The organism is Corynebacterium sp. ACRPS (genome assembly GCF_022346005.1).
Classification (GTDB): Bacteria; Actinomycetota; Actinomycetes; order Mycobacteriales; family Mycobacteriaceae; genus Corynebacterium.
On sequence record NZ_JAKRMY010000017.1, the window covers coordinates 18,246 to 45,192 of the forward strand.

28 protein-coding genes and 1 tRNA gene are annotated in these 26,947 nt (G+C 60.4%); 9 read left to right on the top strand and 20 right to left on the bottom strand.

What is annotated here, in order from left to right; genetic code table 11:
• Positions 1–294: 294 nt before the first annotated feature.
• Positions 295–2,202, top strand: a complete 1,908-nt coding sequence (locus tag MHX65_RS09760) for a solute carrier family 23 protein (RefSeq protein WP_239269897.1) — start codon at positions 295–297, stop codon at positions 2,200–2,202.
• Positions 2,203–2,254: 52 nt separating this feature from the next.
• On the opposite strand, the gene MHX65_RS09765 is transcribed toward MHX65_RS09760, so the two are convergent.
• Positions 2,255–2,336 (bottom strand) — tRNA-Leu (locus MHX65_RS09765).
• 96 nt (positions 2,337–2,432) lie between these two features.
• Here MHX65_RS09765 and MHX65_RS09770 point away from each other — a divergent pair.
• Complete coding sequence (locus MHX65_RS09770) at positions 2,433–2,933, top strand: hypothetical protein (protein ID WP_239269898.1); 501 nt, start codon at positions 2,433–2,435, stop codon at positions 2,931–2,933.
• Between the two features lie 3 nt (positions 2,934–2,936).
• A complete protein-coding gene (locus MHX65_RS09775; protein WP_005277777.1) occupies positions 2,937–3,287 on the top strand; it encodes a DUF3817 domain-containing protein in 351 nt (116 codons plus the stop codon).
• On the opposite strand, the gene rdgB is transcribed toward MHX65_RS09775, so the two are convergent.
• The 8 genes from rdgB to clpS form a co-directional block, all read right to left on the bottom strand.
• Positions 3,288–3,890: an RdgB/HAM1 family non-canonical purine NTP pyrophosphatase gene (gene rdgB, locus MHX65_RS09780; protein ID WP_239269899.1), complete on the bottom strand. Its 603-nt coding sequence runs from the start codon at positions 3,888–3,890 to the stop codon at positions 3,288–3,290. It lies immediately after the preceding gene.
• Positions 3,884–4,612, bottom strand: coding sequence for a ribonuclease PH (gene rph / locus MHX65_RS09785; protein ID WP_005277773.1), 729 nt, complete (start codon positions 4,610–4,612; stop codon positions 3,884–3,886). The genes rdgB and rph overlap by 7 nt, the downstream gene beginning before the upstream one ends.
• A 15-nt stretch (positions 4,613–4,627) precedes the next feature.
• Entirely contained in the window at positions 4,628–5,389 is a 762-nt protein-coding gene (locus MHX65_RS09790; RefSeq protein WP_239269900.1) for an MBL fold metallo-hydrolase, read from the bottom strand.
• A gap of 73 nt (positions 5,390–5,462) precedes the next feature.
• Positions 5,463–6,242 (bottom strand): glutamate racemase, encoded by a 780-nt coding sequence (gene murI, locus MHX65_RS09795; RefSeq protein ID WP_239269901.1) that lies wholly within the window; start codon positions 6,240–6,242, stop codon positions 5,463–5,465.
• The gene (locus tag MHX65_RS09800) at positions 6,242–6,874 is read right to left on the bottom strand and encodes a rhomboid family intramembrane serine protease (RefSeq protein ID WP_239269902.1); all 633 of its coding nucleotides are present in this window, start codon (positions 6,872–6,874) and stop codon (positions 6,242–6,244) included. The genes murI and MHX65_RS09800 overlap by 1 nt, the downstream gene beginning before the upstream one ends.
• A 13-nt stretch (positions 6,875–6,887) precedes the next feature.
• Positions 6,888–7,802, bottom strand: a complete 915-nt coding sequence (locus MHX65_RS09805; RefSeq protein ID WP_239269903.1) for a P1 family peptidase — start codon at positions 7,800–7,802, stop codon at positions 6,888–6,890.
• On the bottom strand, positions 7,802–8,338 hold the full coding sequence (locus tag MHX65_RS09810) for a DUF2017 domain-containing protein (RefSeq protein WP_023029180.1): 537 nt from the start codon (positions 8,336–8,338) through the stop codon (positions 7,802–7,804). The genes MHX65_RS09805 and MHX65_RS09810 overlap by 1 nt, the downstream gene beginning before the upstream one ends.
• A 4-nt stretch (positions 8,339–8,342) precedes the next feature.
• Entirely contained in the window at positions 8,343–8,669 is a 327-nt protein-coding gene (clpS, locus tag MHX65_RS09815; RefSeq protein ID WP_239269904.1) for an ATP-dependent Clp protease adapter ClpS, read from the bottom strand.
• Between the two features lie 117 nt (positions 8,670–8,786).
• Between clpS and MHX65_RS09820 the strand changes: the two genes are divergently transcribed.
• Complete coding sequence (locus MHX65_RS09820; protein ID WP_239269905.1) at positions 8,787–10,115, top strand: nicotinate phosphoribosyltransferase; 1,329 nt, start codon at positions 8,787–8,789, stop codon at positions 10,113–10,115.
• An 18-nt stretch (positions 10,116–10,133) separates the two neighbouring features.
• Positions 10,134–12,098, top strand: coding sequence for an ATP-dependent DNA helicase (locus MHX65_RS09825; protein WP_239269906.1), 1,965 nt, complete (start codon positions 10,134–10,136; stop codon positions 12,096–12,098).
• Here MHX65_RS09825 and MHX65_RS09830 read toward each other — a convergent pair.
• The 4 genes from MHX65_RS09830 to nrdF all read right to left on the bottom strand — a co-directional run bounded on the left by MHX65_RS09830 (position 12,064) and on the right by nrdF (position 16,981).
• Positions 12,064–12,786, bottom strand: coding sequence for a peptidyl-tRNA hydrolase (locus MHX65_RS09830; protein WP_239269907.1), 723 nt, complete (start codon positions 12,784–12,786; stop codon positions 12,064–12,066). The two genes, MHX65_RS09825 and MHX65_RS09830, sit on opposite strands and share 35 nt — an antisense overlap.
• Positions 12,779–13,885 carry a phosphoserine phosphatase SerB gene (gene serB / locus MHX65_RS09835; RefSeq protein ID WP_239269908.1) on the bottom strand — a complete coding sequence of 369 codons (1,107 nt, stop codon included), beginning with the start codon at positions 13,883–13,885 and terminating at the stop codon, positions 12,779–12,781. Before serB ends, MHX65_RS09830 begins: the two co-directional genes overlap by 8 nt.
• Before the next feature lie 81 nt (positions 13,886–13,966).
• Positions 13,967–15,661, bottom strand: a complete 1,695-nt coding sequence (gene ctaD / locus MHX65_RS09840; protein WP_239269909.1) for an aa3-type cytochrome oxidase subunit I — start codon at positions 15,659–15,661, stop codon at positions 13,967–13,969.
• A 330-nt stretch (positions 15,662–15,991) separates the two neighbouring features.
• Positions 15,992–16,981 carry a class 1b ribonucleoside-diphosphate reductase subunit beta gene (gene nrdF, locus MHX65_RS09845; protein ID WP_239269910.1) on the bottom strand — a complete coding sequence of 330 codons (990 nt, stop codon included), beginning with the start codon at positions 16,979–16,981 and terminating at the stop codon, positions 15,992–15,994.
• A 130-nt stretch (positions 16,982–17,111) separates the two neighbouring features.
• On the opposite strand from nrdF, the gene MHX65_RS09850 reads away from it, so the two are divergent.
• Positions 17,112–17,798, top strand: coding sequence for a FadR/GntR family transcriptional regulator (locus MHX65_RS09850; protein ID WP_239269911.1), 687 nt, complete (start codon positions 17,112–17,114; stop codon positions 17,796–17,798).
• On the opposite strand, the gene nrdE is transcribed toward MHX65_RS09850, so the two are convergent.
• The 5 genes from nrdE to MHX65_RS09875 form a co-directional block, all read right to left on the bottom strand.
• Positions 17,795–19,957, bottom strand: coding sequence for a class 1b ribonucleoside-diphosphate reductase subunit alpha (nrdE, locus tag MHX65_RS09855; protein WP_239269912.1), 2,163 nt, complete (start codon positions 19,955–19,957; stop codon positions 17,795–17,797). The two genes, MHX65_RS09850 and nrdE, sit on opposite strands and share 4 nt — an antisense overlap.
• 54 nt (positions 19,958–20,011) lie before the next feature.
• Positions 20,012–20,443, bottom strand: a complete 432-nt coding sequence (gene nrdI / locus MHX65_RS09860) for a class Ib ribonucleoside-diphosphate reductase assembly flavoprotein NrdI (RefSeq protein ID WP_239269913.1) — start codon at positions 20,441–20,443, stop codon at positions 20,012–20,014.
• Positions 20,444–20,467: 24 nt separating this feature from the next.
• Positions 20,468–20,707 (bottom strand): glutaredoxin-like protein NrdH, encoded by a 240-nt coding sequence (nrdH, locus tag MHX65_RS09865; RefSeq protein ID WP_005284554.1) that lies wholly within the window; start codon positions 20,705–20,707, stop codon positions 20,468–20,470.
• Between the two features lie 370 nt (positions 20,708–21,077).
• The gene (gene ykgO / locus MHX65_RS09870) at positions 21,078–21,200 is read right to left on the bottom strand and encodes a type B 50S ribosomal protein L36 (RefSeq protein WP_003847162.1); all 123 of its coding nucleotides are present in this window, start codon (positions 21,198–21,200) and stop codon (positions 21,078–21,080) included.
• A 127-nt stretch (positions 21,201–21,327) separates the two neighbouring features.
• A complete protein-coding gene (locus MHX65_RS09875; RefSeq protein WP_023023726.1) occupies positions 21,328–22,677 on the bottom strand; it encodes a sugar porter family MFS transporter in 1,350 nt (449 codons plus the stop codon).
• A 27-nt stretch (positions 22,678–22,704) separates the two neighbouring features.
• On the opposite strand from MHX65_RS09875, the gene nadE reads away from it, so the two are divergent.
• On the top strand, positions 22,705–23,526 hold the full coding sequence (gene nadE / locus MHX65_RS09880) for an ammonia-dependent NAD(+) synthetase (protein WP_239269914.1): 822 nt from the start codon (positions 22,705–22,707) through the stop codon (positions 23,524–23,526).
• On the opposite strand, the gene MHX65_RS09885 is transcribed toward nadE, so the two are convergent.
• Positions 23,523–24,260 (bottom strand): fructosamine kinase family protein, encoded by a 738-nt coding sequence (locus MHX65_RS09885; RefSeq protein ID WP_239269915.1) that lies wholly within the window; start codon positions 24,258–24,260, stop codon positions 23,523–23,525. The genes nadE and MHX65_RS09885 overlap by 4 nt on opposite strands.
• Before the next feature lie 168 nt (positions 24,261–24,428).
• Between MHX65_RS09885 and MHX65_RS09890 the strand changes: the two genes are divergently transcribed.
• Both MHX65_RS09890 and MHX65_RS09895 read left to right on the top strand, forming a co-directional pair.
• Positions 24,429–25,274, top strand: coding sequence for a GDSL-type esterase/lipase family protein (locus MHX65_RS09890; RefSeq protein WP_239269916.1), 846 nt, complete (start codon positions 24,429–24,431; stop codon positions 25,272–25,274).
• A 42-nt stretch (positions 25,275–25,316) separates the two neighbouring features.
• Complete coding sequence (locus MHX65_RS09895; protein ID WP_239269917.1) at positions 25,317–26,114, top strand: GDSL-type esterase/lipase family protein; 798 nt, start codon at positions 25,317–25,319, stop codon at positions 26,112–26,114.
• Between the two features lie 62 nt (positions 26,115–26,176).
• Here the strand turns inward: MHX65_RS09895 and MHX65_RS09900 are convergent, their stop codons facing one another.
• Positions 26,177–26,806, bottom strand: coding sequence for a cutinase family protein (locus MHX65_RS09900; protein WP_239269918.1), 630 nt, complete (start codon positions 26,804–26,806; stop codon positions 26,177–26,179).
• Positions 26,807–26,947: the final 141 nt, after the last annotated feature.

Below are 26,947 nucleotides of genomic sequence, written 5' to 3' on the forward strand. Positions count from 1 at the left end.
TCAAATTTCCCGGGGCGCATGCCGCCTTTTTCTTCCCGCAGCATCAAGCCCCGTCACCTCTTAATTGTCGGCTCGATTCGCGAAATTAACAACCGTAAACTTCCCTTTGAGCACCAGTTATAAACCGGTCGTCATACTTTGCTGGTTACCCGATTCATATAAACCACCCGTACGTTTTTGTTCGGGGGCAATCTAGCCCCGATCGTGGCTTTGCTCACGTACACTTTGGCGCCGACCTGCGTGTACCTCTACTGTTAAGGCGGTCAGCTTCGCTTCCGTAACAAGGAGGACTTCGTGGCGTCCCAGCCCAAGCACCCCGTAGACATCGTTCCCCCCGCGCCGAAACTCGCCGCCCTTGGGCTGCAGCACGTCCTCGCGTTTTATGCCGGGGCGGTCATCGTCCCGCTGCTCATCGCCAGCTCGTTAAACCTGGACGCGGAAACTACCATCCACCTCATCAATGCAGACCTTTTGACCTGCGGCATTGCAACGATCATTCAGTCGGTGGGCATCGGCAAGCATATTGGCGTGCGCCTGCCCATCGTGCAGGGCGTGACGACGACGGCGGTATCGCCCATCATCGCGATTGGGCTGGGTGCCACCGACGGCGAGGGCGGGGTGGCATCGCTGCCCACGATTTACGGCGCCATCATCGTCGCGGGCCTTTTTACCTTCTTCGCCGCGCCGGTCTTTGGCAAGGTGCTGCGCTTCTTCCCGCCGGTGGTTACCGGTTCAGTGCTGCTGGTGATGGGTACCTCACTGCTGGCGGTATCGGCCAATGACTTTGTCAAGTATGCCGAGGGTGTGCCGGCCACGCGCGATTTGCTCTATGGCTTTGGCACGCTCGCGGTCATCATTATGGTGCAGCGTTTTTCCTCCGGCTTCGTGGGCACGTTGGCGGTGCTCATCGGCTTGGTCCTGGGCACGGGCGTGGCGCTCGCGCTTGGCGATGCCTCCTTTAGCGAAGTCTCCTCCTCCCCCGCCCTCGGCATTACGACGCCGTTTTATTTCGGCATGCCGCAATTTGACCTCGTGGCGATCTTCTCGCTGATTATCGTCATGATCATCACGATGGTGGAAACGACCGGCGATGTGTTTGCCACCGGTGAAATCGTCAAAAAGCGCATCCGCCGCGATGACGTGGTGCGCGCCATCCGCGCCGATGGCGTTTCCACCCTAGTGGGCGGCGTCATGAATTCCTTCCCCTATACCTGCTTTGCGCAAAACGTGGGCCTGGTGCGCCTGACCAATGTGAAATCGCGCTGGGTGGCCGTAGCGGCTGCGGGGTTCATGATCGTGCTGGGCCTGTTGCCGAAGGCCGGCGCGGTGGTTGCCGCGATTCCGTCGCCGGTGCTCGGCGGCGCATCGCTCGCGCTTTTTGCCAACGTGGCGTGGGTGGGCCTGCAGACCATCGCAAAGTCGGATCTCAGCGATGGCCGCAACTCCGTCATCGTCACCTCCGCCCTGGGCCTGGCCATGCTGGTGACCTTCAAGCCGGAGGTTGCCACTGCCTTCCCGGAGTGGGCGCAGACCTTCGTCTCTTCTGGCATGTCCATCGGCGCGATTACCGCCATCCTGCTCAACTTGTTGTTCTTCCACACCGGCAGCGCGAGCGCACAGGTCTCGCGCGCCGATGGCAAGGGCGTGAGCCTCAACGAGCTGAACGAGGCCTCGCGCGAGGAGTTCACCGCCGCGCTGCGCCCGCTCTTTAATAATGAGACCTGGCCGCTGGATCTGGCCTGGCAGTCCCGGCCGTTTAGCGATGTCAACGAGCTGCGCGCCGCCATCCAGGTTGCCGTGCTGACCGCGGATGCTGAACGCCGCGATGCGCTCATCCACGACTACCCCGCGATGGACGAGCTGCTTTTGGCCTCGGCCGATGAGGCGGCGAATATTTCCGCCGACCGCGGCTCGCTGGGACTCAGCGAGCTTGACGACGTGCAAACCGAGCGCATTACCGAGCTGTCCGCCGCCTACCGCGAGCGCTTTGGCATGCCGTTTGTGGCTTATTTGGATACCAATGACACGGTGGAGCGCGTCATCGATGCCGGCGTGCGGCGCCTGGCCAATTCCGATGCGCAGGAATACCGCATTGCTCTCAGCGAAATCGTTGAGATCGCTAATGACCGCTTCGATATCCTGCTTGCCGATGCCAACCCCGTCCGCTCCTCCTGGGACCGCAAGTTCACCGAGGTGGACTAAGATCCGCAAAAGCACCGCAGTTCTTCAAGCAAGTACTGCGGTGCTTTTCTTGTGCGCCCGGTGAGACTTGAACTCACACGTCATAAGACACTAGAACCTAAATCTAGCGCGTCTGCCAATTCCGCCACGGGCGCGAGCAACGTTGAATAGTGTACACGGCGGGCTGATAAACAAGAAACCAGGGGCATTCCGTATTGCGGCGGTGGATAGGTAGGCTGGGTGGGGTGAGTATGCACGAGGATCAGAAGAAACGGCGCGTGAAGGTGCGGTGGTGGCACATCGCCCTCGTCATATTTTTCGTGGTGCTTTTCCTCTTCCTCGCCTATTGGCAGTGGACGCGCTTCCGCTCCGGCTCGGGCACCTTCCAAAACTTGGGCTACGCCTTCCAGTGGCCGCTTTTTGCCGTGTTCGTGATCTATGCTTATCGCACCACGCTGCGCTATGAAAATGAGCGCCTCGCCGCGGAAAACGAAGCCCGCGAGATGGATTCGCTGCAGGCCTCAGGAAACGCCTCTGAAAATGTCGGCGAAACCGCCGACGGAATAACAAATTCGACCGATGGTTCTGAGGTGAGGGACTCGGCGGAGAAAACCGCCATCGATGAGGATTTCTTGCCGCAGCGCCCGCAGCTGAATGTGGAAGAGTTTAATGCGTTGAATCAGCCTCGGCGCCGCCGCGGTTCCCCCGCAGAGGGACGCGACGAAGGCACAACAGATAAAAGGAGAAAGTAAATCATGACAAACCAGGTACACCCAGACCGCAAGGCGCGCATCCGCGGCCCGCTGAAGTTCTTTTCCATCGCGGCCACGGTGACCGGTATCTTCCTGATCATCCTGGTCATCCGCATGTTCTTCCAATACGTCATGGGAGCAGAGATCCCGGAATGGGCGACCTATATCGCCATCGTGCACGGCATCGCGTACATGACCTACCTGCTGTCCATCCTGATTCTGGGCCCGCGCGCGCTGTGGCCCGCCGGCAAGCTGATTACCACCGCGCTCGCCGGCGTGGTGCCCTTCCTGTCCTTCTGGATGGAGCACAAGCGCCGCAAGGAAATCGAGGAGCAATTCCAGCTCAACGCCTAATTAGCCGGCCAGCTCCGCGATGAACGGGGCTAGCTGGGAAAGGGCGCGGCCGCGGTGCGAGACCGCGTTCTTTTCCGCAGGCGACATTTCCGCCGCAGAACGCGACTCGCCTTCTGGTTGGAAGAGTGGGTCGTAGCCAAAACCATTAGCGCCGCGCGGCTCGCGCAAAAGCTTGCCCTCCCAGCGGCCCTCGGCCACGCGCTCTGTGCCTTCGGGGGTCACGAGGGCGCACACGGAGACGAAGGCAGCGGCGCGCCGATCATCCGGCACATCCGCCATCTGCGCCAAGACTAGGTCATTATTAGCCTGGTCGTTGCCGTGTTCGCCGGACCAGCGGGCCGAGAGCACGCCGGGCATGCCGTTGAGTTCCTCGATGGCCAGCCCAGAATCATCCGCGATGGTCACCAGACCCGTGGCGGAGGCGCCGGCACGGGCCTTGATGAGCGCGTTATCGGCAAAGGTGCGGCCGTCCTCGACGGGCTCTGGGTAGGGTTCGACCTCGGAAAGCAGGCGCAGCTCCACGCCCTCGATGCCGGCCTCGGACAGGATGCGATCGAGCTCGGCCAGCTTCTTCGGATTGCCGGATGCGACGAGGATTACCATCCCAGCGCCGCTTTCTGCGCCGCGATGAGCTCGCTGCAGCCCTTCTGGGCCACATCCAGCATGCCGTTGAGCTGCTCGCGGCCAAAGAGGCCGTGCTCGCCGGTGCCCTGGATTTCTACAAAGTCGCCGGATTCCTGCATCACCACGTTGAGGTCCACCTCGGCGCGGGAATCTTCCTCATAGGGCAAATCCAGACAGATTTCGCCGTCGATGATGCCCACGGACACCGCGGCGATGGGATCGAGCAGCGGCTCGCCGGGGACGACGCCTTCGGACTTGAGGTGGGCGATGGCATCGGCAAGCGCAACGTAGGCGCCCGTGATGGAGGCGGTGCGGGTGCCGCCATCGGCCTGCAGCACGTCGCAGTCGAGCTGGATGGTGTTTTCGCCCAGCTCCTCCAAGTCCACGGCGGCGCGCAGGGAGCGGCCGACTAGGCGGGAAATCTCGTGGGTGCGGCCCTTGACCTTGCCGCGCATGGACTCGCGCGGCATACGGTCGTGGGTGGCGGATGGCAGCATGGCGTACTCGGCGGTTAGCCAGCCCTCGCCGGAATCGCGCTTGAAACGCGGCACCCCGAGTTCGACGGAGGCGGTGCACATCACGCGGGTATTGCCAAATTCCACCAAGACGGATCCGGCCGGGTTGGTGGTGAAATTGCGGGTAATGCGGACGCTGCGCATTTGGTCGAGCGCGCGCCCATCGGCACGAGTAAATTCAGTCATGCCCTCCAGCGTAACTTAGAACTGCATGCCCGCAGTACCCAGCACGATCTCGCCGTCGAATTCCTCCCGCGCCGCCGCCACGGTGGCCTTAGCATCGCCCCAGGGCTGGATGTGGATCAACACCAGCGTGCCAACGCCCGCTTCCCGCGCCGCGCGCCCCGCTTCCGCGCCCGACATGTGCATGCCGGGTGCCATGCCCTCGGAGGAAGCACCCCAGGTGGCCTCGCAGAGGAAGAGATCGGCGCCCCGGGCGGCATCGACAAGCGCAGGCGTATAAGACGTATCGCCGGAATAGGTAATGGTCTGGCCGGTCTTGGCGTGCTCGATGCGCAGCGCATAGGCCTCTACCGGGTGGTTGACGGGGAAGGGGGTGATAAAGACGTCATCGACAAGCTGGCGCTCCCCCGCCACCCACGGGCTAAACGCCAAGGTATCGGACATATCGTCGATCCCATTTACCTCGTCGGAGGACAGGCGGCCCAAGTGCGTCGGCGTGGCAGACGGGCCGAAGCAGAAGTTGCGCGAGGCTGCCGGGGCGGTGGGATGGAAGCGGCGCCACACCATGAGGGAGGGAAAATCCGCGCAGTGATCCGCGTGCAGGTGGCTAAAGGCTACGTGGGCATCGCACGGATCCTGCAGTTGAGCTAGCTGGCCCAGCGTGCCCGAGCCCATATCCAGGATGATGGACGGTGCATTGTCGAAGGACACGACATAGCCGGAGGCAGGATTGTCTGCGGTGGGTACGCTACCGGAGCAGCCTAGGATGGTCAGCTTCATGGAACCAATAGTTCCATGAATCCGGACCGAATGCTGGTACCGCGCGCAAAAAGGGGGAGGAAATTCGGCTGTCTTAGCCGATCTGCGGGCCCAAAAAGCGCGTGGCCAGCTGGGCGAAGACCTCTGGATCGCCGGTGGATTCGAAGGAATGGACCGGCTGGTTGCCCTCGGGGGCGAGCATGTCCGTTTCCGTAAGAAGGCGCATGACGTCCTTCGTGGTCTCCTCTGAGGAGGCCACCAGGGACACGTTTTCGCCCATGGCGAGCTGGATGATACCGGTAAGCAGCGGGTAGTGCGTGCATCCCAGCACCAAGGTGTCCACGCCCTGGGCCTGCAGGGGCGCAAGGTACCCCTCGGCGACGCCGAGGATTTGGCGGCCTGCCGTAATCCCGCGCTCGACAAAGGGCACGAAGTCCGGACAGGCGGCGGCTACCGCCTCAACATTGGGGTTAACCGCGAAAAGGTCCTGGTACGCGCCGGATTTGATGGTGCCCTCAGTGCCGATAACGCCAATCTTGCCATTGCGCGTGGTGGACATGGCGCGGCGCACGGCCGGGTGGATGACCTCCACGATGGGGATATCGTAGCGCTCGCGGGCATCGTGCAGGAAGGCTGCGGTGGCGGTATTGCAGGCTATGACGAGCATCTTGCAGCCACGCTCTACCAGCTTATCGGCAATATCCTGGGAAAAGGCCCGCACCTGCGAGATGGGCCGCGGCCCGTAGGGGCCGTGGGCGGTATCGCCCATATAAATAACGGATTCTTGCGGCAGCTGCTCCATCACCGCGCGGGCCACGGTCAGCCCGCCGACGCCCGAGTCAAAGATGCCGATGGGAGACGATGCGTTAGGCATTATTTCCTCCCTGCCTTTGCCGGATCATCGGAGGTGATGAACATACCGGCCAGTACGCCGCCCAGGGCGCCGAAGAGGTGGCCTTGCCAGCTAATACCCTCGGCGACGGGCAGCACGCCCCAAATCAGTCCGGAATAGGAAAAGCCCAGGATAATGCCCAAAATGATCTGCAGCAGGGAGCGATTGAAGACGCCGCGCACCACGAGGTAGGCCAGCCAACCATAGACCAGCCCGGACGCGCCGATATGCGAGGTACCGGCCCCGCCCAAGAACCACGTTCCAAGGCCCGCTACCACGGTGGTGATCAAGGTGACCTCCCACCACACCCTGCGCCCGGACAAGCCAATGAGGAAGCAAAACAGGGCACCCGGCAACGAGTTGGACATCAAGTGCTCCAGGCTGCCGTGCAAGAGCGGCGCCGTGATAATGCCCCACAGGCCATCCACGTCGAGCGGGCGGATGCCGTAATTGGACAGCCCGCCGCCGAAGACGACGGCGTTGATGAGGTGGACCGACCACTCCACTGCGAGGAACCCCAGGGCCAAGGATAGGCCGGTGCTGATGCGGCCACGGCCGCGGTTGTTCGTGCTGGTCGACGCCAGCTGATTACGTGAAGTTCCACCCATAGTCATAATGGGCAATATCTTAGCCGAGCAAGTCGCGATACGCGCGAAGCCCCAGGCCAGGGCGTGCGGCGGTGACCGCGGTGACGATGGCCTCCTCCACCACGTCGGCTGCCGCAGCGCACAGCTGGATCTTGTCCACCTCGGCGGGTTCCTGCGCCGTCGACAAGGCGAAAATGGTATCTCCGTCCAGCGGCGAATGCGCGGGCCGAACGGCGCGCGCAATCCCGTCGTGGGCCGTCATGGCGAGGCGTTGGGCTTGGGCGGTGGTAACGGGGGCATCGGTAAGCACCGCGCCAATCGTCGTATTCAGCTTCGCGGCAGCGTGCGGCAGGTCGCGGTAGGCGTCCGCGTTGACCGGCGTGCGGCCCGGCGCGCCGTAGAGGCGGCCGGAGTGCGGGTCGATGACCTCGCCCACGGGATTGGCCACCATCGCGGCGCTGACCTCGTAGTTTCCCACCTTGCGGGTGGCCAGGCCGAAGCCGCCGCGCAGCTTGCCCGCCGTAGCGCCCACGCCCGCGCCGACCGTGCCCACCGTGTCGTCGTGGCCGGCCATTGCCGCCCGCAGCGCCGCCGCGCCATCCTCCGGCCCAGGGCGAGAAGGGCCCGCCAGCAGATCGAAAATCACCGCCGCCGGCACAATGGGCACGCGCGGGCCGGGCTTGTCCTCGCCAAAGACGGGGAAACCCACCCCGTGCGCTTCCAATTCGCGCATGACGCCATCCGCGGCGGCCAAGCCAAAGGCGGACCCACCCGCAAGCACGATCGCATGGACGCGCTCGACGGTATTGTGCGGCTGCAACAGATCGGTCTCGCGCGTACCGGGCCCGCCGCCGCGCACATCCACGCTGGCTAGCGCGCCCTTCGGGCCGCAGTAGAGCACGGTGGCACCAGTGTCCTCGGCGGAAAAATGGCCAATGCTAATGCCGTCAATCATTAATCCATCAACACTTCCAGCAGGGAATCCTGGCAATAGGCCAGCCATTCCACCAAGGTATCGCGGTCCGTCATGAGGTTTTCGTCGGTCGCGTCCCCAGCCGCGACGTATAAGCGCAGATCATTGAGCCCCGCCACGAAGGCTTGGGCTTCCTGCTCCGAAATGGAGACCTCTACCCCGCCGGTGGGGCCCAGCGCATTGCCGATGACCTGCAGGTTCTGCAGCTTCGCCCGCGCGATGTCGTTTTCGTGCAGCGAGCGCAAGAGGGAGGCGTCGCCGTCGTATTCCTCATCGCCGGGCTTTTGGAAGTCCGGGAACAGCCGCGCCAGGGAGGGATCCTCGGGGGCCTCGGTATGGCCGGTGGGCATGTCCAGCATTTCCGCGAGCTCATCCTTCGGCGCGGACTGGGCGCGGCCGATGATCGCCTCAGAGACGGTGGCGGTGAGGTTGCCGATGACTTCGCGCTCCATGGGCTCGAATACCGCCGTGATTTTGGACCCGCGCATGAGCGATTTCTTCTTTTTCCACGGTTGCATCTATCTACCCTGCCTGTTGCATTGTCGCCCACAGACCCGCGATCTGGAGCTTTTTAACGTCCGCCTCAACCTTGTCCTTCTCGCCGCTGGACACGGCGGCCTTGCCCTCCGTGTGGACCTGCATCATCAGCTCGTTGGCCCGCTTTTTGTCGTAGCCCAAAACGGTTTGGAATACGTAGGACACGTAGCTCATCAAGTTGACGGGATCGTCCCAGACGATGCACATCCACGGCAGGTTCTCGCTCGCGGCCACATCAACTTCGATTCCTTCATCCAAGTCGGGCGTGGCCATGGGAGAGCTCATACGGACTTCGGGGTTTTGCGGCTTCATGCCTTATAGCCTAATCATTTTTCGCTGGCATTTTGGGCATTGGGTCTCCCCACAGCTCACTAGGGTGGTGGCCCGGGTATGCTGAAAGCTTCTTAACCTGTGAGTAGTATCAGGCTCATGAATGACATAGCACGCCCTATCGATCGCTCCACCGCTTTGCTCACGGATAAATACGAGCTCACCATGCTGCAAGCCGCGCTTCGCGATGGCACCGCCCACCGCAACGTGACCTGCGAGGTCTTTTCCCGCCGCCTGCCCAATGAGCGTCGCTACGGCGTCGTCGCCGGCACCGACCGCGTGCTGCGCGCGGTGGAAGACTTCCGCTTCTCCCCCGAGCAGCTGGAACAGATGGATTTCCTGGATGAAGATACCCGCAAGTACCTGCGCGACTGGCGTTTTTCCGGGCAGATCGACGGCTACCGCGAAGGCGAGCTGTATTTTCCCAACTCTCCTATCTTGACGGTGCGCGGCACCTTTGGCGAGTGCGTGGTGCTCGAAACCATCGTGCTTTCTATCCTCAACGCCGATTCCGCCGTCGCCTCTGCCGCATCCCGCATGGTCACCGCCGCCGATGGCCGCCCCATTCTGGAGATGGGCAGCCGCCGCACCCACGAGTACGCGGCCGTGACCGCCGCCCGTGCCGCTTACCTCGCCGGGTTTACCGCCACCTCCAACCTGGAGGCCGGCTTCCGCTACGGCATCCCGGTATCTGGCACCGCCGCCCATGCCTGGACCTTGGCGCATACGAACCCGGATGGCACGAGCAATGAGGAGGCGGCCTTCCGCGCGCAAATCGATACCCTGGGCATCGATACCACCCTGCTGGTGGATACGTATGACATCACCAAGGGCGTCGAGACCGCGGTCAAGGTCGGTGGCCCGGAGCTTGGCGGGGTGCGCATCGATTCCGGTGACTTGGGCGCGGTGACCCGCCGCGTGCGCAAGCAGCTCGATGAGCTAGGCAATCACAATACCAATATCGTTGTTTCCTCCGATTTGGACGAGTTTGCCATCGCGGGTCTGCGCGGCGATCCCGTCGATGTCTACGGCGTGGGCACCTCCGTGGTCACCGGCTCCGGTGCCCCGACCGCGGGCATGGTCTACAAGGTCGTCGAGGTCGACGGGGTCCCGGTGGCCAAGCGCTCGTCGTCCAAGCAATCGGTGGGCGGAGCCAAGCGCGCGCTGCGCACCTACCGGTCTTCCGGCGTGGCGGTAGAAGAGGTGGTCTACCCCTTCGCCGCAGACGCGCCGGATACGGGCCAGCTGACCACCCGCGAGTTGACCATTCCCTTGATGCGCGATGGGCACATCGTGGAGGACCTGCCCGATCTTGAGGCCTCCCGCACCTACCTGGACGAGGCCCGCAAGACCCTGCCATGGGAGGGCCTGGCGCTCTCGCGCGACGACGCCGCCGTGCCCACGCGAATGGTGGGCTTTAAGGACTAGGTCGCTAGACTGTGTGGGGTGAGTGACCCCGCAGATGATCCCCTAAACCACGACACGGAAACGCTGCTCGGCGCGGCGGTGGATGCGCTCGGCGGCTCCCGCCGCGCCGGCCAGGTTCGCATGGCAAACGCGGTATCCAAGGCCTTGGAATCCGAGCGCCACCTCGCCGTCCAGGCGGGCACGGGAACGGGTAAATCCCTGGCCTACCTGGTTCCGGCTATCCGGCATGCAATGAACTCGGGTTCCACCGTCGTCGTCTCCACCGCCACGCTGGCCTTGCAGCGCCAGTTGGTGGAGCGCGACCTCCCGCGGCTGACGGAGGCGCTAGCCGATGTCATGGAGCGCACCCCCACCTTCGCCATCATGAAGGGCCGCAATAATTACGTATGCCTGAATAAGATCGCGGCCACCCCGGATGATCCGGAGGCTCTTATCGATGAGTCCGATATCTCCTACCGCGGCAAGGCCGTGCGCCGCATCCACGACTGGGCGCAGGAGACCGAAACCGGTGACCGGGACGATTTAGACTTCGGCGTGCCGGATTTGGTGTGGCGGGCGGTATCGGTGACCTCGAATGAGTGCTTGGGGGCTGGGCGCTGCCCGCACGGTGCGGATTGCTTCGCCGAAGAGGCCCGCCGGGCGGCTGCCGATGTCGATATCATCGTCACCAACCACGCCATGCTCGCCATCGACGCTATCTCTGAGGCCAATATCCTGCCCGACCACGATGTGGCGATCATCGATGAGGCCCACGAGCTCGATGGGCGCATTACCTCCGTGTCCACGGCGGAGATTACTTCCCGCTCCATTAAGATGGCGGCGAACCGGGCAAAGTCACTGGGCAATGCCGGCAACCTGGCGGAGTTGGCGGATGAATTCGATGATCTGCTGCGCGTGCAGGAGCCCGGCAGGTGGACGGATTTGGATGAGACGTCGCAGGCGCATTTGCGCGCGCTTGCCGACGAGTTCCTGCGCGTCAAATCCCTCATCTCCCGCGCCCCAGAAGGCGAGGCCAACGATGACCCCGAAAAGAATGCCGAGCGCCAAAACTTAAGTAATCACCTCACGGACCTGGCCGAGGCGATCGGGAGGATCTTGGAGGTCTTCGCCACCGACGATCCCGCCGCACAGGACGATGTCGTGTGGCTGGAGGGCACCGATACGCTCGCCGTCGCGCCGCTGTCTATCGCGCATATGCTGCGCGAGAACCTATTTGGGGAGCAAACGGTGGTGCTTACCTCGGCCACGCTGGCCCTAGGCGGGCGATTCGACGCCATGGCAGCACAATGGGGCCTACCGTCCGGCACGTATGACACTCTCGATGCGGGAACGCCCTTTGAACCGGCAAAATCCGGCATCTTATATACCGCCAAACACCTCCCGGCACCGGGGCGCGATGGCCTGTCCTCTGAAACCTTGGAGGAAATATACGAGCTCATCATGGCCGCCGGCGGGCGCACGCTGGGGTTATTCTCCTCGCGCCGTGCGGCGGAAGAAGCCGCGGAGGCCTTGGCGCCGCGGTTGCCGTTTGATTTGTATGTGCAGGGCGAAGATGCCATCGGCACGCTGGTGGACAAGTTCTCCACGAAGGAAAACTCCTGCCTCTTTGGCACCTTGACGCTTTGGCAGGGCGTGGATGTGCCGGGGCCGTCGTGCTCGCTGGTCCTCATTGACCGCATCCCCTTCCCGCGGCCCGATAACCCGCTGCTGCAGGCTCGATCCCAAGCAGCCGATGCCGCCGGGCGCTCCGGGTTCATGGAGGTCTCCGCCAATCACGCGGCCCTCCTCATGGCACAGGGATCGGGGCGGCTTTTGCGCCACGTAACGGACCGCGGGGTCGTCGCCGTGCTGGATAACCGGCTGGAGTACAAGCGCTACGGCGCATTCCTCAAAGCGTCCATGCCGCAGTTCTGGCAAACCACGAACCCGGAGACGGTGCGCGGGGCACTTAAGCGATTGGTCGCCGCAGCGCACACACGGTAGCCGAGTCGGGGGCGATCTCGGTAAACCCGGCATCGATGATGACCACGGCGTCCTCCTGCGCGCAGGCAGTGCCAAATACCTCCGCGTCCACCTCGCGAACGGAAAGCGGAAAACCCTCTGCTGCCCAGGCTGCGGCTTCCTCCTGGCTCATAGCTGCGGCGAGCATCATCGAGCCGTGGCTCACTTGGGCGGCGGCCTTGCCCGCGGTCATGGCGAGGCTGCGGTCGACGTAGATAATGGGGGCATCGGCAAGCGGAGGCCCTGGCTCGTCCATTGCGAGATCGGTATGGCCGATCTGCAGCTTCCTGATCAGCGGATCTACCTCCCTCACCGCCGAGGGCGCAAAAGCACGCGCGCGGTCATCAACGGTCACGCCAGGAAGCAGCTGCACATCGCGCCACGCTTTATTGCGCGCGCGGCGGGCGATCTTGCGGATGCGGTGGCCGTACCACTGCGCGAGCGCCGCGGCGAAGGCGCCATCCTCGCCGGCGCGGTCATCCAAGCAGGTGGCCACCACGGCGCGAGCGGCCGCGGCGAGCACCTCGCTGCGCGCCGGGGGATCCTGCTTGGGGAGGTGGAGGACTATCTGCATCGCTTGCACGGTGGACGGGTCAGCGGGATCCTCGTGGGAATCACGAGCCGTGCAGGCGGCGACGAGGCGCTGATGGGCTATCTCGAACTTAGTCATCGGCAATCCCCAGCATCGGTAGGACAGCGTCGAGGCGGCGCGGGGTGATGCAGGCATCAGCGGCCTCTCGCAGCGCAGGCTTCGCGTCAAAGGCAATACCCAACCCGGCAGCGGTGACCATGGCGATGTCATTGGCTCCATCGCCCACCGCGACGGTGGACTCCATCCCGATTCCGGAATCGGCGGCGAATTCGCGCAGGAAATCCTCCTTGGCCTGGCGGTCGACCACCTGCCCAATCACCTTGCCGGTCAACTTCCCATCGCGGATTTCCAAGGTATTAGCCCGCACGTAATCGAGCTGGAGGTCTGTGGCAAGGCCCTCGAGTACCTGAATGAAGCCACCCGAGACCACGGCGGTGCGGTGGCCCAGACGGTGGAGGGTACCGATCGCTTCCTTAGCGCCGGGTGTCAGCTCGATATCGCGGGCGACCTCATCGATGATGGAGGCATCGAGCCCCTCAAGCACCGCGACGCGCTCGCGCAGGGACTCCTCAAAGTCCAATTCGCCGCGCATGGCGCGCTCGGTCACCGCGGCCACTTCTGCTTCCTTGCCCGCGTGGGCGGCGAGCATCTCGATAACCTCGCCTTCAATCAGCGTCGAATCGCAGTCGAAACACACCAAGCGCTGACCGCGATTGCCCAAGCTCTCGAGGGAGATATCTATGCCACGGTCCTCTCCCACTTCCCGCAGCGCCTGCCGCGCCGAGTCTGCGTCTTCGAGCGCCACGGTAAGTTCCACCGCAGAAAGGGAATCCAATGCTATCCGGCTCATGCGAAACGTCTCCCCTTTCACGGTCTCCTGCACCGCGCTAATGTCCTCTGCGGTAATCTCCGCGCCGATGAGCGCGACGGCATAGCTTGGCGCAACGGACACCTCGTGCCCGAAGGGCGCCATGGCCTCGCGCACTCGTTCCTCTAGGGCAGCGTTACCGCACTGCGCGGTGAGGGTGAGGTGATTGGAGTGGGTGGCGAGGCGGACATCGGCAAGCGGGGCAGAGAAATCAGCCACCGCGGTAAAGAAAGCGGCGGCCGCCCCTGGCTCGTCCGGTCCGAAGCTAGTAATGGTCATGGTTTCAGCTTGAGTATTCACACCGGCCATTATCCCACACACGCCAAAGCCGCCCTCCCTACCTCTGAGAGGCTTGGGAAGGCGGCTGTAGTCAGGAGTTAAAGTGCGGGCTTAGTGCTTGCCCACGTGAGCTTCCTCGCGCATGCGCTCAACCATGTGCGGGTAGTGCAGCTCGAATGCCGGACGCTCGGAGCGGATGCGTGGCAGGGAGACGAAGTTATGGCTTGGAGGCGGGCAGGAGGTTGCCCACTCCAAGGAGTTGCCGTAACCCCATGGGTCGTCCACGGTAACGACCTCACCGTAGCGCCAAGACTTGAATACGTTCCAGACCAGCGGGATAACGGAGGCGCCGAGAACGAAGGAGAAGATGGTGGAAATCTGGTTGAAGACCGTGAAGCCATCGGACTCTAGGTAGTCGGCGTAGCGACGTGGCATACCCATGTTGCCGACCCAGTGCTGAATCAGGAAGGTGCCGTGGAAGCCGATGAAGGTCAGCCAGAAGTGAATCTTGCCTAGGCGCTCGTCCAGCATGCGGCCGGTCATCTTCGGGAACCAGAAGTACAGGCCACCGAATGCGGAGAACACAACCGTACCGAACAGGGTGTAGTGGAAGTGCGCAATCAGGAAGTAGGACTCAGCCAAGTGGAAGTCCAGCGCCGGAGAAGCGAGCATAACACCGGTCATACCACCGAAGAGGAAGGTAGCCATGAAGCCCATGACCCAAATCATCGGGGTATCCCAGGTGATGTGGCCCTTCCACATGGTGCCGACCCAGTTGAAGAACTTCACACCGGTAGGCACCGCAATCAGGAACGTCATGAACGAGAAGAACGGCAGCAGGATGGCGCCGGTGACGAACAAGTGGTGTGCCCACACGGCCATGGACAGCGAGCCGATAGCCAGGATGGCGAAGACCAGGCCGATGTAGCCGAAGACCGGCTTGCGGGAGAAGACCGGGACAATCTCGGAGACAACGCCGAAGAACGGCAGCGCGAGGACGTAGACCTCGGGGTGGCCGAAGAACCAGAACAGGTGCTGCCACAGGATGGCACCGCCGTTAGCGGAATCGTAGATGTGGCCGCCCAGCTTGCGGTCATACAGCACGCCCAAGGCGGCTGCGGTCAGCAGCGGGAAGATCATCAGCACGATGGCGGAGGCGGTGAAGACGCCCCAGCAGAAGACCGGCATGCGGAACATAGTCATGCCCGGTGCGCGCAGGGTCAAGATGGTGGTGATCATGTTGATGGCGGAGGCAATGGTACCGACACCGGTAGCGCCCACACCGACGATCCACATATCGGCGCCGATGCCGGGGGTGTGTACGCCATCGGCAAGCGGCATGTACATGGTCCAGCCGAAGTCAGCCGCACCACCAGGGGTGATAAAGCCAAGCAGCATGACGATACCGCCGAGCAGGGTCACCCAGAAACCAAAGGCGTTCAGACGCGGGAAGGCCACGTCCGGCGCGCCAATCTGGAGGGGCAGGATGTAGTTACCAAAGCCCCAGACAACTGGCGTAGCAAACAGCAGCAGCATCACGGTGCCGTGCATGGTGAACAGCTGGTTGAACTGCTCATTGGACAGGAACTGCAGACCCGGGGTGAAAAGCTCCGCACGGATCAGCAATGCCATAAAGCCACCGAGGAAGAAGAAGCTGAAGGCCATGATCAAGTACATGATGCCCAGCTGCTTGTGGTCGGTGGTGGTTAAAAATACCCAAGCCTTTGAACCGGTCTTTTCCCTACCGGTCGGCTCTGGACGTGTGGGAGCGACGTAATCGTCGACCCGTGGCGCCACAGCGGTCATAGAATCCTCCTGAATAACAAAGTGTCAGCGGACCGGGTCCACCTACACCTAGGTTTACTTCGATTATATTAGGACATTTTCCCCTGTTCTTGCCAGCTTCTCTTAAAGGTCTTTCAGCTTGGGGGTATCCCCCCCAATAACCACAACCGTCACATACCCCCAGCACGTGGGGCGGGCATCATTTAAGGTTTACATTCTTTGGGCTAGGTATGGGTGTCGCATGTCACAGCGGTTGCGAGATATGCAGGTCAAAAACCGGAAAACGCACCCCCGCTCGTTATCAACCTTTCGGTTGAGTGTGAAGCGAAGGTGCGCGGGGACTAGGAACGGCTAGAAGTCCCAGTCATCATCCGTGGTGTCCTCGGCCTTGCCGATGACATAGGACGAACCCGAGCCGGAGAAGAAGTCGTGATTCTCGTCGGCGTTGGGCGAAAGAGAGGACAGGATAGCCGGCGAGACGCGGGTCTCATCGGCCGGGAAGAGGCCCTCAAAGCCCAGGTTATTCAGGGCCTTGTTGGCGTTATAGCGCAAGAAGCGCTTGACGTCTTCGGTCCAGCCCAGCTCGTCGTAGAGATCCTCGGTGTAGTCGATCTCGTTGTCATAGAGCTCGAAGGCCAGATCGAAGGTATAGTCCTTCAATTCCTCTTGCCGCTTTTCATCCAGCTTCTTGTATTCCTGCTGGAACTTATAGCCAATGTAGTAGCCGTGCACGGCTTCGTCGCGGATGATCAGCCGGATGATATCGGCAGTATTGGTCAGCTTCGCGCGGGAAGAGAAGTACATCGGCAGATAGAAGCCGGAGTAGAACAAGAAGGACTCGAGCAGCGTGGAGGCCACCTTCTTCTTCAACGGGTCATCACCGTTGTAGTAGGCCAGGATGATCTTGGCCTTCTTCTGCAGGTTCTCGTTTTCCTCGGACCAGCGGAAGGCATCATTGATCATCGGGGTGGAAGCCAAGGTCATAAAGATATTGGAATAGGACTTGGCGTGCACCGACTCCATGAAGGCGATATTGGTATATACCGCCTCCTCGTGCAGGGTCTGCGAATCCGGAAGCAAGGAGATCGCACCGACTGTGCCCTGGATGGTATCCAGCAGCGTCAGGCCGGTAAAGACCCGCATGGTGGTTTCTTTTTCTTTTTCCGTCAGCGTCTTCCAGCTGGGGAGATCATTAGAGACTGGGACCTTTTCCGGGAGCCAGAAGTTACCGGTCAACCGCTCCCATACCTCGAGGTCTTTGTCATCGGGGATGGTATTCCAGTTGATAGCTTTTACCGGGCTGTCATGACTAGCAACGTAGTCATCGTATTCGTGCGACACGCGATGTCACTCCAATGCTTCACTGTGTAGAATTTCGAGTCCCAGCATACCCAATGCCGCCCTACCTCATCCCGCCGCACCGCGTCTATAATAAAAGCGCATTACACAGCCAGGAAAGGACGCCCGCGCCATGGCAGAAACCACTCCCCTTTTAGGCCCTGTAGTAGACCAGCTGGGCACGGATATCGTCAGCGGGGACATGGCGGAAGGCACGCGGTTTCGCCTTGGGGACATCGAAAAGCGCTTTGGCATCTCCCGCACCGTGGCGCGCGAGGCCATGCGCACCCTCGAGCACTTAGGGATGGTTTCTTCTGGGCGCCGGGTGGGCCTTAAGGTGCTGCCGCGCAGCAGCTGGGCGGTCTATGATCCCGCCGTCATTTCGTGGCGGCTGGGCCACGATAGAACGCGCGCGGAACAGGTCGCGCGCCTCAACGAGCTGCGCCTTGGCATCGAGCCGGTGGCGGCGCAGCTTGCCGCGCGCAATGCTAGCCCGCAGCAGCGCCGCGAATTGCTGCGGCTAGCAGAAAGGCTCAGCGAGCTCGAGACCACCCCTTCCCCACGGGTAGGCGAAGAACTCGAAACCGACCTGCAATTCCATACCCTCATCCTGGAGGCCTCCGGCAACGAGATGATCGCCGCGTTGGCGCCAGCCTTGCTGGCCATCTTGAAGGGCAAATCCGTCTTTGGTTCCCGCAAGCGGGATCCGATTCGCGGCACGACGCAGCTACATATGGATTTAGCGCGGGAGATCGACGCCGGCGAGGCCGAAGCCGCCGAGCGCACCTCCCGCGCTATCCTGGACCGCGCCCGCACTTAGAGCATGCAGGAAACGCAGCCCTCGATCTCGGTGCCTTCCAGGGCCATCTGGCGCACGCGGATGTAGTACAAGGTCTTAATGCCCTTGCGCCAAGCGTAAATCTGTGCCTTATTCACGTCGCGGGTGGTGGCGGTGTCCTTGAAGAACAGCGTCAGCGATAGCCCCTGGTCCACGTACTTGGTGGCCTCAGCGTAGGTATCAACGATCTTCTCGTAACCAATCTCGTACGAGTCCTTGAAGTACTCCAAGTTGTCGTTATCCATATGCGATGCCGGGTAGTACACGCGGCCAATCTTGCCTTCCTTGCGGATTTCAATCTTGGAGGCAATCGGGTGGATCGACGAGGTGGAATTGTTGATATAGGAAATCGAGCCCGTCGGCGGCACCGCCTGCAGGTTGCGGTTGTAGAGGCCGTGCTTGGCGACGTCCTCCTTCAACTCCGCCCAGTCCTCTGCGGTGGGGGTGTAGATAGAGGAGGCATCGAAAAGAGCCTTGACCTTTTCGGTGCGCGGCTGGAACTCCGCCGGATCATAGGAATCAAAGAACTCGCCGCTGGCGTAATCGGATTCGGGGAACTCGGTGAAGGTCGTGCCGCGCTCGCGGGCGATCTTATTAGAAGCGCGCAGGGCGGCGTACATGATGGCCGCGAAGTAGGCGTTAGTAAAGTCCAAGCCCTCTTCGGAGCCGTACTCGATGTGCTCACGGCCCAAGTAACCGTGCAGGTTCATCTGGCCCAAGCCGATGGCGTGCGAGTCATCGTTGCCCTTGCGCACGGACGGGACGGAATCGATGGAGGTCTTATCCGCCACCGAGGTTAGACCGCGAATCGCGGTTTCCACCGTTTGGGAGAAGTCCGGCGAATCCATGGTCATGGCGATATTCAGCGAACCCAGGTTGCAGGAAATATCGTTACCCACCTGGTCATAAGAAAGATCCGCATTGAGCTCGGAAGCGGAGTTGACCTGCAAGATCTCCGAGCACAGGTTGGACATGTTGATCCGGGAGGTCTTAACCGGGTTGGCGCGGTTCACCGTATCCTCAAACATCATGTACGGATAGCCGGACTCGAACTGCAGCTCTGCCACGGTTTGAAAGAAGTGGCGCGCGTTGATCTTCTTCTTCCGGATGCGCGGGTCCTCGACCATTTCTTCGTAGTGCTCGGTAATGGAGATATCGCCGAAGGCCTTGCCGTAGACGCGCTCGACGTCGTACGGCGAGAACAGGTACATATCGTCGTTGTTCTTGGCCAGCTCGAAGGTGATATCAGGGATCACCACGCCCAAGGACAGGGTCTTAATGCGAATCTTTTCATCCGCGTTCTCGCGCTTGGTGTCGAGGAAGTTCATGATGTCCGGGTGATGGGCGTTGAGGTACACCGCGCCCGCACCCTGGCGTGCACCCAGCTGATTGGCGTAGGAGAATGCATCCTCCAGCATCTTCATCACCGGAATAACGCCGGAAGACTGGTTCTCGATGTGCTTAATCGGCGCGCCGGATTCGCGGATATTAGACAGCAGCAGGGCCACGCCGCCGCCGCGCTTGGACAGCTGCAGCGCAGAGTTGATGGAGCGGCCGATGGATTCCATGTTGTCTTCGATGCGGAGCAGGAAGCAGGAAACCAATTCGCCGCGCTGCTGCTTGCCGGCGTTCAGGAAGGTCGGCGTAGCCGGCTGGAAGCGGCCGGTCATGATCTCATCGACGAGGCGCTCAGCCAGCTCACCATCGCCATCACCAAGGAAAAGCGCCGTCATGGAGACGCGGTCCTCAAAGCGCTCCAAGTACCGGCGGCCGTCGAAGGTCTTCAGCGTATAGCTGGTGTAGTACTTATAGGCGCCAAGGAAGGACTTGAAGCGGAACTTATAAGAGTAGGCGCGCTTGAATAGGGACTTGATGAACTCGAAGTCATAAGCCTCAATGACCGCTGGGTCATAGTACTTATTGCGCACCAGGTAATCGATCTTTTCTTCCAAGTCGTGGAAGTAGACCGTGTTCTGGTTAACGTGCTGCAAGAAGAACTGATTGGCGGCCTCGCGGTCCTTATCAAATTGAATCTTGCCGTCTCCGTCGTAGAGATTCAGCATGGCATTGAGCGCGTGGTAATCCAGCTGCTCTTCCTGCGATACTGGCTCTGCTACGGTCTTTCCCAATTGCGTACTCACAGCTGACGCGGCCTTTCTTAAAATCAGGATTCTATTAAGTGTGTCGCACCGCGGCTAGGCTGCCTCATCCAGTCCCAACTGGGAAGCATTAGCCAGCAGGCCTTCGCGACAAATTTTTATATCTTCATCGTTGCCGAGCAATTCGAAACGATACACATAAGGCACCTTACATTTGGCGCTGATAACGTCACCAGCTTTGCCAAAATCGGCGCCGAAGTTGCTATTTCCGCCGGCGATTACCGCTCTGATAAAACTGCGGTTGTGCTCATTATTTAAGAATCTAATTACCTGCACCGGTACGGGCCGGGAGTTTTGGTGACTTATGGAGGCTCCCCCGCCGTAGGTGGGACACACCAAGACGTAAGGCTCATTGACCACTAGCGGCTCATCAGTGCGGCGCAGGGGGATTCGTGCGCTAGGAAAACCTAGCTTCTGCACGAACCGGTGCGTATTTTCCGTAGTAGAGGAAAAATACACGACCAACATGACGGCACCTCCCTCCTCGGCTGCTTACGCAGAGGCGGCAAGCGCTGCGAGGTTCTTGATGCGGTCAGGGCGGAAGCCCGACCAGTGCTCGCCGTTTGCTTCCACGACGGGTGCCTGGACGTAGCCCAAAGCCATAATGTAGTCACGGGCCTCATCGTCCACGGTGACATCTACCACGTTGTAATCCAGGCCCGCGCGGTCAAGGGCCTTCTTGGTGGCGTTGCACTGAACGCAGGCAGGCTTGGTGTAGACGGTGATAGACATAATAACTCCCTAAAATCCTTTTGCGAGATAGCTTTTGCTCTTAAAAAGCGGAGGTTCTGACCCCTTTTCAGGCCACTTCCTGCACCGCTCTGAGCGACACCAACGACACTATACTTTGGGGGAATTGACCGCAACTGACACAACATATAGTAGTTACATCCATGATATTCCCAGGAGGGCCTGGGGTCAGACCCCACATGTTGACCACCGCGGCACCCAACCGTGAAACTACACGCCTGCCATTCCTGCAGGTTTACCTTCTGTTCACCTAAACATGTGGCAAAGTTCACATTCTGGCGTCGAACCGTAGAAAACGAAAAGTCCGCCCCGCTCCGAACACTCGGAGGAGGCGGACTTCCTTAAGTTTCAATTAACCCTGACGAGCCTTGAAACGGGGATCCTTCTTGTTGATCACGAAGACCTTACCGTGGCGGCGAATAACCTGGGCGCCCGGCTTCTTCTTCAGCGACCGAAGGGACTTACGGACCTTCATCGGGCGCTCCTTTCGTTATGCGCAATCTACATGCGGTTGAGTAAATAAAGCACGGACTGGGAATCCCCAGCCATGACACGAGGAATAATTTTACCTCACGCGGCCATTAAGACCAAAACACTAGGGCTTAATGGGGTGCGGATTCCCGTGAGTAACGGGTTTTCATCTCCTCGCCTACCTCATCCAGGCTACGTCCCATAGTCTCTGGCACCAAAATGCGGGTGTAGCCGATGGCTATGAGCCCCAGTACGCCGAAGACGCCAAAGGCCACCGGGCCGGTGAGCCACTCCACCAGCGGCAGGAAGTACTGGGCCACGGCCCAGTTGGTGGCCCACAGCGAGAGCCCGGCGATGCCCATGCCCAAGCCGCGTACCTGCAGGGGCACGAGCTCCGAGATGAGCAACCAGGTCGTCGGCGAGACCGCCGCTTGCTGGAAGGCAATAAACGAGGCCATAAATACCAGCGAGACCATCGCCATCGTGGTGGAATCGGCGGCGTGCGAGTATGCCACGGACAAGATGAATAGCGAAATCACGTTGCCGGTCAGGCCGATGAGCAGCAGGCGCTTGCGGCCGATGCGGTCGACCACCTTGAGGCCCACCCAACAGGCGATAACGGATACCACGCCAATGACAATCGAGGTATAGACCGAGTTGGTGGTAGAAATGCCAACCTGGCTCATCATGGTGGGAGCGAAGTAGACGATGGCATTAACGCCGGTGATCTGCTGGGTCAGGCCCATCAGCATGGCGAGCAATACCGTCACCTGCATCCAGCGATTGGCCTTCAGCGCCTTCCACTCGGAGCCGCTGGAGCGGCGCGCCGTTTCCTGGGAGGTAAGCTCCGCCAGGTCCATCCCGGCGCGGCCTGCGACCTCACGGGCCCGCGACATCTTATTGTGCGTGGCAAGCCAGACTGGGGTCTCTGGCAAGAAGAGCATGCCCACGGCGAGGGCCGCGCCCGGTACGGCCGCAAGCCCCAGCATCCATTCCCAACTTTCCGTGGGCGCGAGGGCCGAGTTGACCAAGTAAGCCAACAACTGGCCTACCACGATCAACAGGGTATTCAGGGAGACCATACGCCCGCGGATCTTGGCCGGCACCATCTCTGAGATATACATGGGCGAAACAATGGATACCGCACCAACGGCAAAGCCTAGGAAGGTACGGGCCGTGGCCAGCATGGTCACCGACCCCGCCAGCGCACACCAGATGGAGCCCAAAACAAAGATGATGCCGCCGGCGATCAGCGTAAAGCGGCGGCCAAACCGGTCCGCAATGCGGCCTGCGGTCAAAGCACCCACTGCGGCACCCACCAGCAGCATGGAGGTTACCCACCCCTCTTGGTGGGCTGTCATATTAAATTCCGGGGTGATATACAGCAAAGCACCGGACATCACGCCGGTGTCATAACCAAATAATAAACCGCCAAGGGCGGCAATTGCTGCAACTACCTTGACATAACTTTCTTTATTCACAGCACGCAATTGTGTCAGGAGACTACGATGAACGTCATGTCACCCGATGCCGAAAACTTGCAACAATCCATCATAAAACAGCTGGATGTACGCCCCTTTATCGATCCAGAAGAGGAAATTGCCCGCCGCGTAGATTTCCTCGTGGAATACTTGGAAACGACCCATGCCAAAGGCTACGTGCTGGGCATTTCCGGCGGCCAGGATTCCACCCTGGCGGGAAAGCTCACCCAGCTGGCAGTAGAGCGGGTAGAAGGCGCCGAATTTTGGGCCGTGCGCCTGCCCCACGGCACGCAGGCGGATGAGGACGATGCCCAGATCGCCCTCGATTTCATCCGCCCCGATCACCGGCTCACCGTTGATATTCAACCGGCCACCGCAGCGCTGAGCCACGAGGTCGCCCGTGCGGTGAACCAGGATTCCTTGAACGATTTCAATCGCGGCAATGCCAAGGCGCGCCTGCGCATGACCGCGCAATATGCCATCGCCGGCGAGGTGGGCGCGCTGGTTGTGGGCACGGATCACGCAGCGGAAAACGTCACCGCGTTCTACACCAAGTGGGGCGATGGCGCGGCAGACCTACTCCCCCTGGCCGGGCTAAATAAGCGCCAAGGCGCGGCATTGCTCAAGCACTTAGGTGCGCCAGAGTCCACGTGGTCCAAGGTCCCCACCGCGGATTTAGAAGACGATAAGCCGCAGCTTCCCGATGAAGAGGCGCTCGGCGTCACCTACGCCCACATCGATGACTACTTAGAGGGCAAGGCGGTTCCCGATGCCGCCCGCGAGCGCATCGAGACCCTGTGGCACCGCGGCATCCACAAGCGCCAGATGCCGCAAGGGCCAACCGCCTAAGCCAGCGCCTCTAGCGTGGCGAGTGCCGCGCGCTCCAGCGGCCGGTTATAGGCCGAGCCGTGGGTCAGCGCGTGCACAGCTAGTGGGTGCAGTTGATGCATGGGAATCCAGGTTTCAATATCTTTCGGCGCCCCATAGCCGCGGAAGATTTCCTCTATATAGGGCGCGCCGAATAGCGCCAACATGCCCAAATCAGTGTGCGGATGCCCGCCGTGAGCTGCGGGATCGATCATGATGCCACCCTGGGCATCGAAAAGCAGGTTGCCTGCCCACAGGTCACCGTGGATGCGCGCAGGCGCCACATCCCAGCTGCGGGCGGCAATCGCATCGCAAGCCCGCTTAACCAAGTCCCTTTGCGCAGTACTGATTCCGGCCGGCTCCGCAAACGGCAGCACGCGCTGCTGGGCATAGAATTCACCCCAGTTATCGGTGGGCGTGCACTCCTGTTCAATGGTGCCGATGAAGTTTCTTCCTTCCCACCCCTCCGGCGCGCTGCCAAAAGCCGGCGCCCCAGCACGGTGCACGCGCGCAAGCTCCGCACCAAATTTTCGCGCTGCCTCTGCAGTGGGCGCTACCTCGTTGATGCGTTCTGTAACGATTTCCTTGTCGTCGGCGCTAATTACTGTGGCTACCGCATCCGTGGCTTCACCCAACCACCGGAGGCCGGCAGCCTCAGCACCAGCTTGGTCTTTATCGCGTACTTGCTTAGCAAAGGTCTGCATATTGACCAGCATAACTACTTCGGTAGCACACCAGGTTGGGCCGGAAAACTTAGAATTACATGCCTCGCACTTTAATTGACAAAGTTTTTCAGTTAGTTAATTGGCCCACTGCGAATTAAGATGCTGTACATAAATAATTTACCGAATGGTAAATTCTCTCTCGAATTGAAAAGGATAACTATGGTCGGAATTAACGGCATTAAGAGAAAGTTCGTCGGTGGTCTCCTCGCGCTTGGTGCTGCCTTGACGATGGCCCAGTCTGCCAACGCAGCAGAACCCCACGGCAAGGAAATGGTCACTTTCGGCGACTCTTTCTCCGCTAACGGCGGTGCCCCTGGGGATCGCGCAGCGGTCAGCCCTTTCTCCGCTTCTACTCCCCTACCGAACACGTGCAGTAACGACAAGCACAACTGGGCACATCAAACTGCCCGGAATCTCGGTCACAGCCTGGCGGACTACACGTGCAACGGAACCAGCTATTGGGTAGCTGCCTTCGTCGAACACGCAGTCCGCTCTGGGAATATTGGCCCCGATACGAAGGAAGTCACCTTCATGTATGGCGGCCTGCAGCCTGGCACCTATGTCGATGCACTGGCTAACGCCGCCGCCCCAAATATCCCTAAGGGCTCGAGCTACCGCGGATTGCTGAACGCGCAATTCAGTAAAATTCGATCCGTGGCCCCGAATGCACGCATCACGATGGTCAACTACGTTCCAATGACGGTTAATGACACCCTCTGTGTGGTCAATGACGACCGGATGCAGCTGCCACTGTCCATCCCAGGTGTTACTCGCGCAGAAGAAGAGTTCAACCGCGAAATCGGACGTGCCGCAGACTCCCTTGGCGTGAACTTCATCGATCTTCACAACCAAGCAAAAACGCACGATCCTTGCCAGCCGGACACCAACCACCGGTGGGCAGTCATTGCTCAGACCCCGACGGCCCCTTCCGTGATGCCAATGCACCCAACTGATGTTGGACACACAGGAATGGCAGGTATTATTACGAATGGCCTAAGGAACTAGGCCTCACCTCCCCTATTCCCAGAAAGTAAACTCGGAGTAAAAGTGAAGCGTATTAATAAGCTCGCCGCGGCTGCCACTTTCATTACAGCACTTGCGGGCACGAGCACCGTTGCCACAGCTGCAGTCCCAGGAAACACCGTTCTCGTTGGTGACAGTATTGTAGCCAACCCAACCGTCGCTGACCATGCGCTGAACAAGGCGCATAAAACGGCCAATACCGGAGTGGGCTGCGTTACCGATAATGCCATTGCCACTGAGATGAGCAATGTTTCCGGTGCACACGTTGACCAGTACCAATGCGCAGGTGCTTCTTTAGCCACTGGAGGCGTTCACGTCGATAACTCTCTCCGCAAGGCAGCAGAAGACGGCAACCTTAACCACGAGACCAAAAATGTCGTTATCGTTGCCGGCGCTAATGACACCTACCCCCACAAAACGGATATCGCAGCCTCCGACCGCGCGATTCGCGGTGGTCTCCGCAGCGCACTCGATGTAGCCCACCAGCACGCACCGAATGCCAAGGTGACTGTCGTAGGTTACCCGCACGTGACCCGCGGCAACTCCACTTGCCTGACCTCTTCGATCATTCCCCTACCCATCGCAGCCGTCTCTGACACAGAACAGCGCCTCCAAAACACCCTGCGCGAAGTGTCCGAGCAAAACGGCGCAACCTTCTTAGATGCACAGCCCATGTCTGAAGGACATGACATGTGCTCGCCAGACCGCTGGTGGGTTAACCTCGTTGACCCAGTACCACCAGCTCCCGGCAACCTACCACTGCACCTTAATGCCCACGGCACCGCAGCTTATGGCCAGTTTATCGGCCACGCTCTGCAGTAAGTAGAAAGAAATTATCCCGCATAATTTTAAACTATGCGGGATATTTTTATGAGTTTTTCTGGTTAGTGGTTATTGATCCAATCGATACCTGCCTGAAATTCCGCCCCACCGTACTGCATATGGGCAAGTTGTCCGCGTAGCAGGTTTATATTATCCATTGCGCCATGGTGAGAGGCCTCACCTACGATCTGCTGCAAAGGCAGCTTGCCGTGTGCTGCGTCCACCTCCATGGACGGGGATACCAATCCCAGGTAATCCTCTGGGTAGTTACAAATAATATCCTGCGGGTTGCAAACCTCGAACACGTCAGACCCCAGTTCGCCGTACCCACCGTCGAGGTGGCCTAGAGCGCCGGTCGCATTGGACATGTCATCGTGATATTGCGCAGCACCATTGCCACCCTGGTACGGGTTGGCATAGAGGGCTGCAGATGCAAACCTTTCTTTATCAAGTGGTCCGCGCCCGTGCGCCGCATCGTTAATGATGCGTGCGGAAATATCTGCTCCCTCGGAATAGCCGACCAAGGAAATCTTGCTATTTGGGCAGTCATTCTGGATTTGCTGAATCTTAGCTGCGGTGCGGTTATATCCTTCGTTAGAAGAGTCAGAATATTTCGACACGGCAAATGGGAAGGCCTGGTAGCCCACAAAGGTGGCATTCGTATCCGGCTGGAGTCCGAGCGTAACGCCCATCTGTCCGGTAATTAGACCGTGTGGGGTTGCCCGCAAATCGTGGACACGTAGTGGAGCTACCTAGTGGTTAGGCAGCGATTTCTTTTCTGCTGGTGGTTAGGCTGGTGTGGTTTTCGAAATCGACGGGGCTGACCATCCCGA